The organism is Mycobacterium sp. TH-M25 (genome assembly GCF_057473665.1).
This window is the reverse complement of the sequence record NZ_JBYCLA010000216.1, coordinates 1-5438: the sequence shown is the minus strand read 5'-3', so window position 1 is coordinate 5438 and position 5438 is coordinate 1. Positions and strand designations below refer to the sequence as shown.

Sequence of the window (5438 nt, the reverse complement as noted above, 5' to 3'; positions counted from 1 at the left end):
ATGAATAAGACACCGCTGCCGCAACGCGCCGCCCATGGTTTGCTCCACCGCGCCGATCAACCCCGGCGCGCCGTCGCTGATCACCAGCAGCGGACACCCCAGCCCACGCTCGCCGAGCCCGGACAGGAACCCCTCCCACGCGTCGCCGGACTCCGACGACGCCGCCTCGAGCCCGACGAACACCGGCTTGCCGTCGGTGTCGATGCCCCAGGCGGCCAGCACCGGCTCCGCTGAGGCATTGGCGTGGTACTTGAAATGCGACCCGTCCAAAAACAGGTAGTCCAGCGCGATGTCGTCGAGGCGACGCCGACTCCAGGACTCGAACTGGTCGCCGATGTCTTCGCAGATCCGCGACACCATCGATTTCGACACCGCGGCAGCCTCACCGAGCGCCTCGGTCAAGGTGGCCTCCACGTCGCGGACCGACAGCCCGCGCACGAACCCGGCGATCACCAGCGACTCCAGCGCATTGGTCTTGGTCACACCCTTACCGAACAGCTGGCTGGCGAACCGCTCGGTGGTGCCGCGCACCTTCGGCCGCGCCAGCGTGATCGGCCCTGCCGTGGTCTTCACCGTCGTATGACAGTACCCGTTGCGCATCCCCGCGCGGGCCTCCTCGCTGGCCGCGGCGCGTTCGTAGCGTTCCCGGCCCAAAAACGCGGTCACCTCGGCCTCGATCGCGGTCTGCAACAACAACCGGGCGCCGAGCACCGCGACCTGCTCGAGCGCAACCGCCAAGTCCTCGCCGCCGGCGAACACCTCATCAATTTCTGCCTGCAACCGCTCGGCAGGCGATATCCTCTTCGACACGGACGTAGATTCCTTTCGTCAGACTTGCTGGTCTTCGAGGGCATCTACGTCCGAACTCTTTTACACCGCCGCAGGGACACGACCATTTGGCACCTCAACGACTAGTGGACCTACACCTCCTGCTGGCCGTGAGCGGTGAGGAATGCCTGGACGCTCGGTGGGGGTCCCCACCACCTCCCACCGAATTTGAAGGCCTCCTGCATGGTTAAGCGCACCATGTTGTAGATCGCTTTCGCTACGTCAGCGTCGGGGCAGTTGGGAAACAGCGTGGTCCGTACAGCACTGTCACTGGCGACCGTGACGAGGGCTGGATCGGCACGGGTTTCGTCAAAAGCAGCGCTGGAGGGATACATGCTTTTCACTGAGGTCTGGCCTTCAGTGAGGACCAGCAGGCAGTAGAGGATGTCGAATTGGCATAACGAGTTGAGCAGCGCATCGTCGCTGGGGGGGTTGCCTGTGTCAGGCACAAGAGCATCGGTCAGGTCGGGGCGCATGGAGGGCTGGGCCACGAGAAGCCGACGACTGGCCGAAATGAGGTAGGCATCCGTGTCGTCGTCCTTGGTCAAGCCAGCACGCGCGGCCTCGACGTGACCGTGACGAATCCACGACGAGTGAACGTATTCATTGTCAGCCGGGTGAATTTTGGTAGGCTGCAAGACTATAGCACGGAGCGTCTCCCAGTGACCCAGCCGTACAGCCAGACTGCCCAAGGCATACAGGCGAACGACCACGGCCAAGCGCTTCTCGGTGAGTTCAGTCCCTGTGTTGGGAAGCGCCACATACGCTTCATGAAGCAGTTTGATGGCAAGTTCAACGAGGGCGCGACGTTCGAAGTAGAGCGCCTGACAGGCGACGATCGTCCACTTGTCTAGTGCTCGTTCGGTTTCAACGAGAGTGGTGTCAGCGCGCAAATCGTGTTTGAGTGTCCGTAGGAACTGCCGCAGCGCCACATCATTGCTAGCCATCGCCGGACTCCAGGTGTTCGATGACCGCCGCCGCAAAGGTGTCGTTGTCCATATCCATCAACAGCGGAGTAGGAGTGCGTGGTGATGTCGCCTGAGCACGTTCGTCAAGGAAGGTGCGTAACATCGCTTGAGCCGTCTTCTCCGCTTCAGCCCTGATCCTGTCATCGTGTTCCCGGAGGATCTCGCGCCAATGTGTATGGCGCAGAGGAACATTCGCTGCGCCTTCACGAACCAGGATGTCACCTTCGCGGAAAACAAGCTTGTCTTTCCCGTTGTCGTCGCGGTACTGACCGGTCGCCTTCATCGGCACAGGAAGCCCATCGCGGTGATGCGGGATCCACACGAGTACGAAGTCGTGGTCATCGGTGTGGTGAGTCTGGGAGACGATATGGGTTTCGCCATCGATGAACTTGCGAACCTGCTGGTTGAGATTCGCGCCATCGAATTGACGTGGGTTAACCAACGTTCCGGCAGGAATACACGGGTTTCCGCTGTCATCGACGCCAATGACGATGTATCCACCGGGCGGCCGGTTGGCCATCGTGACAGCGTCCTTCACGAATTCGACGGCATCCTTCGTTTTGTCGAAATCCACGCTGGCTTTGAAATCAAGGTGAGTTTCTTCGGCCGCAGCAAGCAGCTGCTTCAGCTTCTCGGGATCAGTGCGCCCGTCAGGAACGATCATCAACCAGTCCGACGCTTTCACGGTCAGCGGAAACCGACGGGTGCAGCCCCGCACACGTCGATACGCCTGAAAGCTTTCCACTCTCCCAAACATCCCAGCAAGCAAAGGTGGCCCCACTGCACCGGCCCGACCTCGCCCGTGCCCATCGGGGTCCGCGCACCACGAAGGAGATCGAGCACGGCCTGGCTGCCTTTGGCGACGTGTCGGTGATCGACCCGTCCAACAACCAGGTCATCGACACCATCGGCGTCGGTCTCGAACCCGTTGGGGTGGCGGTTCGCGGACAAACGCGCCGTCGATATCGTCACCACGCGCATTCGCGCATCCAGGTTGAGTGTCATCCGCTTTCTTCTTCCCCTGGAGGCTACGGGCACACAGATGACACGCTGACTTCGTCTTCGTTGTTTATTTCTTCGCCCTGCCCGACGGTCCGGGGCAGCGGTTGGCTGGGGCGCCGACACGACTGCGGAGCGTAGTGCCGATGCCTCCGCGGGCTACCGCATCCTACGACTGCTTGGTTCCGGCGGTGCCTGCCGGTAACCGACAGCGTCGGCCCGCGGTCGGCGATGTTTGCTGGCCACGCTTCGCCGTGGTTTCGGCACCGCATTGTGCGGCGGCCACGGTTTCGACTGCGGCTACGGCCTCGCTACCTGTGCGGGAACCGCTGGAAGGCGCACCGACCGGGCGTGTTTGTCGAGTTTCGGCCGCGTGACAGCCGCCCGGCGTGCTCCGCCGATTGCCGATACCATCGGTCTTGCGTCCTGCCTTCCCGCAGCTCCCGAAACGGACGGACGATGGCCACCCACGACCGCCGCATCGCTTGGCTGCTCGCCGACCGTAGCCGCCGCTTGGCGGTTCACCGGACCTGTCCGGCTTTGGCGCACTAGCGTCTACGTCCGAGCCGGTGGCTCTGGGGGCCGAGGCGGCGGCGGGAGTCCATTGATGAAATCATAGATAACTAGTATCAGGAATACATGATCCTGTGCCGAGGTGGGAGATCGACCTAACTCTCATCGAGGCGTGGATGGACACCTTGAACGATGAAGATACGACCACTTGATCACCGCACTTCGGTTCCTCGAAGCGCACGGCCCGGTAGCGAACAGACCCTACGTGGACACCTTGAAGATGACGAAGGGCAGCAACCTCAAGGAGCTGCGTCCCCGAGCCACCAGCGGAGGCGCACATATGCGAGTGCTGTTCGCATTCGACATCCGCTCACGGGCCATCATGCTCGTCGCCGGGGACAAGGCGGGCAACTGGCAGAAGTGGTACACGAAGAACATCCCCGTGGCCGAGGAGCTGATGTCGAAGCATCAGGACCGGTTACGAAAGCAGATGAAGGAGAAGCAGAGATGACCACCCTTGACGAGATGCGTAAGCGGCGTCCCGGCAACAAGGAGTACCAGGACCGTCTGCTCGCGGAGATGGAACTCGACGTGGTTCGGTATCGGCTGCGCGAGCTGCGCGAAGCCGCCGGATACACCCAGGTGAGCCTGGCGGAGGCAATCGGGGTCGGCCAGAACCGGGTCTCGCAAATCGAACACGGCAACCTCGCAGCGAGCCGTGTCGAGACCCTGCGGCGGTTCGTCGAGGCAACCGGTGGGGAACTGGAGCTGACCGTGAAGCGACCCGACGGGTCGCGGGTACTTCTCGAACTCTGACGCTCCCCGAAGCGTGAAAGGCAAACCCTCATGCAGCGCGACCCCCATCGGCTACGCCACGGCGTGCATCCGCACCTTCTACGCCCCGGCCGCCGGCACCGGCACGAACCGTTGCCCCGCCGCGTCGACCAGCTCGTCGCAGCACGCCAGGCACAGCGTTTTCACGAGCATGCCGCGCCGGGACCGCCGGCCTCGGTCGCTGCCGCAGTTCTCGCACGTCGTCTCCGACGCTTTCTCCGCTTCCCGGATGAGCCGCACGAACTCCGATGTGACGGCCCGGTTTTCGGTGTGGGCGTAAAAGCGCAATTCGCCGTACTTCTCCTTCACCTGGTGCACTTCATAGCCAGGATCAAGGGCGGCGAGAGCGGCGTCCAGCTCGCAGATCAGTCGATACCAGCCGGCGTCGCAGCGCACCCAACGGCCCCAGCCGTCCGGGATTCGGCGCAGCATCGCCTCCAGCCGCTCGCGGTACACACCGGCGTCGGCCGGGACGTGGACGGAGTCGCGCACCTTTTGCATGTCGAGGTCGATCTGGTGGAGCTGATTGACCGCCGCCGCGGCGCCCTCGGCGTCGCCGCCGGCAAGCCCCTGCATGACACCGTCGACGGCGGCTTTCGCCGCCTGCCACCTGGCCCGCTCGGTCTCGGTCAGCTCGGGAATCGACTCGTTGTCAGCCATCACCGGACATCTTCGGAAACGAGTTCGTTGTGGCGGCGCGAGCCAGCTCCTCCGTCAGCGCCTTCTGCGCCGCTAGGTCGTCCAGGTCGATCGCGTTGATCTCGTCGTCCACGGCGCGCATCGCCGCGATCGCCCGGCGTTCGGCGGGCGTGATCGCCAGGTGCAGCCGCATCCCGCCGAGGCGGTTGGCGGCCTCGCGCAGGATGTCGTAGACGGCGGTGCGTTCGATGCCGAGTGGGTCGTCGACGATCACACCGCCATCATCGCGTACACGCGCTGCCGGTGTTGACCGTCACGGTGGATGGCGACCACGGACCGCTTGATCGTCATCGGGGGTGCCGACGGATCATTCCGGCGGTGCCTGCCGGTAACCGACGGCGTCGGCCCGCAGCCGGCGATGTTTGCTGGCCACCCTTCGCCGCCCCCATGTGCCGCAAATGTGCCGCAGGAAAACGCCCCCACCTCAAAAACCCCTGGACAGAAGCACTACCCCCACCAGGAGAAATGTCAGCTAGAGCCATAAATCGGGGTCAACGATGTTCGTTCGCATCGAGTAGGTCAGGGGTTCGAATCCCCTTAGCTCCACGGGGAAAAGCGCTGCCACATCTGCGACGCGGCGATTGGATGCCGCCGACG

General features: G+C 63.5%; 9 protein-coding genes and 1 tRNA gene. 4 read left to right on the top strand and 6 right to left on the bottom strand.

Translation table 11 applies throughout. From position 1 onward, the window contains the following. The 4 genes from AC2VOU_RS07305 to AC2VOU_RS07290 form a co-directional block, all read right to left on the bottom strand. On the bottom strand, nt 1-810 hold an 810-nt coding region (locus AC2VOU_RS07305), incomplete at its 3' end, for an IS256 family transposase (RefSeq protein ID WP_486956771.1). 110 nt (nt 811-920) lie between these two features. After that, nucleotides 921-1775 carry a hypothetical protein gene (locus AC2VOU_RS07300; protein WP_486956770.1) on the bottom strand — a complete coding sequence of 285 codons (855 nt, stop codon included), beginning with the start codon at nt 1773-1775 and terminating at the stop codon, nt 921-923. Then, entirely contained in the window at nt 1768-2460 is a 693-nt protein-coding gene (locus AC2VOU_RS07295) for an AlbA family DNA-binding domain-containing protein (RefSeq protein ID WP_486956773.1), read from the bottom strand. The genes AC2VOU_RS07300 and AC2VOU_RS07295 overlap by 8 nt, the downstream gene beginning before the upstream one ends. 23 nt (nt 2461-2483) lie before the next feature. Continuing rightward, the gene (locus AC2VOU_RS07290; protein WP_486956774.1) at nt 2484-2801 is read right to left on the bottom strand and encodes a hypothetical protein; all 318 of its coding nucleotides are present in this window, start codon (nt 2799-2801) and stop codon (nt 2484-2486) included. On the opposite strand from AC2VOU_RS07290, the gene AC2VOU_RS07285 reads away from it, so the two are divergent. The 3 genes from AC2VOU_RS07285 (at nt 2694) to AC2VOU_RS07275 (ending at nt 4124) form a co-directional block, all read left to right on the top strand. Then, nucleotides 2694-2936: a hypothetical protein gene (locus AC2VOU_RS07285; protein WP_486956772.1), complete on the top strand. Its 243-nt coding sequence runs from the start codon at nt 2694-2696 to the stop codon at nt 2934-2936. The two genes, AC2VOU_RS07290 and AC2VOU_RS07285, sit on opposite strands and share 108 nt — an antisense overlap. 580 nt (nt 2937-3516) lie before the next feature. Then, nucleotides 3517-3819 carry a type II toxin-antitoxin system RelE/ParE family toxin gene (locus tag AC2VOU_RS07280; protein ID WP_486956769.1) on the top strand — a complete coding sequence of 101 codons (303 nt, stop codon included), beginning with the start codon at nt 3517-3519 and terminating at the stop codon, nt 3817-3819. Further along, nucleotides 3816-4124, top strand: a complete 309-nt coding sequence (locus AC2VOU_RS07275; protein ID WP_486956768.1) for a helix-turn-helix domain-containing protein — start codon at nt 3816-3818, stop codon at nt 4122-4124. The genes AC2VOU_RS07280 and AC2VOU_RS07275 overlap by 4 nt, the downstream gene beginning before the upstream one ends. Nucleotides 4125-4202: 78 nt before the next feature. On the opposite strand, the gene AC2VOU_RS07270 is transcribed toward AC2VOU_RS07275, so the two are convergent. Continuing rightward, a complete protein-coding gene (locus AC2VOU_RS07270) occupies nt 4203-4802 on the bottom strand; it encodes a hypothetical protein (protein WP_486956767.1) in 600 nt (199 codons plus the stop codon). Further along, complete coding sequence (locus AC2VOU_RS07265; protein WP_486956766.1) at nt 4795-5055, bottom strand: hypothetical protein; 261 nt, start codon at nt 5053-5055, stop codon at nt 4795-4797. Before AC2VOU_RS07265 ends, AC2VOU_RS07270 begins: the two co-directional genes overlap by 8 nt. A 261-nt stretch (nt 5056-5316) precedes the next feature. Here AC2VOU_RS07265 and AC2VOU_RS07260 point away from each other — a divergent pair. Continuing rightward, nucleotides 5317-5387, top strand: a tRNA-Ser gene (locus AC2VOU_RS07260). Nucleotides 5388-5438: the final 51 nt, after the last annotated feature.

What these genes read in the sequence shown, in the direction of transcription:
- AC2VOU_RS07300 (WP_486956770.1), bottom strand. Translation starts at nt 1,775, where the DNA reads ATGGCTAGCAATGATGTGGCGCTGCGGCAGTTCCTACGGACACTCAAA.
- AC2VOU_RS07275 (WP_486956768.1), top strand. Translation starts at nt 3,816, where the DNA reads ATGACCACCCTTGACGAGATGCGTAAGCGGCGTCCCGGCAACAAGGAG.
- AC2VOU_RS07290 (WP_486956774.1), bottom strand. Translation starts at nt 2,801, where the DNA reads ATGACACTCAACCTGGATGCGCGAATGCGCGTGGTGACGATATCGACG.
- AC2VOU_RS07270 (WP_486956767.1), bottom strand. Translation starts at nt 4,802, where the DNA reads ATGGCTGACAACGAGTCGATTCCCGAGCTGACCGAGACCGAGCGGGCC.
- AC2VOU_RS07295 (WP_486956773.1), bottom strand. Translation starts at nt 2,460, where the DNA reads ATGATCGTTCCTGACGGGCGCACTGATCCCGAGAAGCTGAAGCAGCTG.